The organism is Citrobacter sp. VF227, from assembly GCF_052950715.1.
The window spans coordinates 1-432 of the sequence record NZ_JBRFVF010000642.1 but is presented as its reverse complement, the minus strand read 5'-3'; the positions used below and the strand labels follow the sequence as shown (position 1 = coordinate 432).

The window sequence follows — 432 nt, the reverse complement described above, 5'->3', positions numbered from 1 at the left end:
AAATTACTGGGCGGGAAATTCCTCCCGTGAAGAATTGCTGGCCGTTGGCCGCGAGCTGCGTGCCCGCCATTGGGATCAGCAGAAGCTGGCGGGTGTTGACCTGCTGCCGGTAGGTGATTTTGCCTGGTATGACCATGTTCTGACTACCAGCCTGCTGCTCGGCAACGTTCCGGCTCGTCATCAGAACAAAGACGGTTCGGTTGATATTGATACCTTATTCCGCATTGTTCGTGGCCGCGCACCGACCGGTGAGCCAGCGGCGGCGGCAGAAATGACTAAATGGTTTAACACCAACTATCACTACATGGTACCGGAGTTCACCCAAGGTCCGCAGTTCAAACTGACCTGGACGCAACTGCTGGATGAAGTAGACGAAGCGCTGGCGCTTGGCCATAAGGTGAAACCTGTGCTGCTGGGGCCGGTAACTTACGG

Annotated in this window: 1 pseudogene; it reads left to right on the top strand. The window is 56.0% G+C overall.

Annotated features, from left to right (window positions below):
- Window positions 1-432 (top strand): annotated as a pseudogene (locus ACU8YC_RS28330) (5-methyltetrahydropteroyltriglutamate--homocysteine S-methyltransferase); the annotation flags it as partial.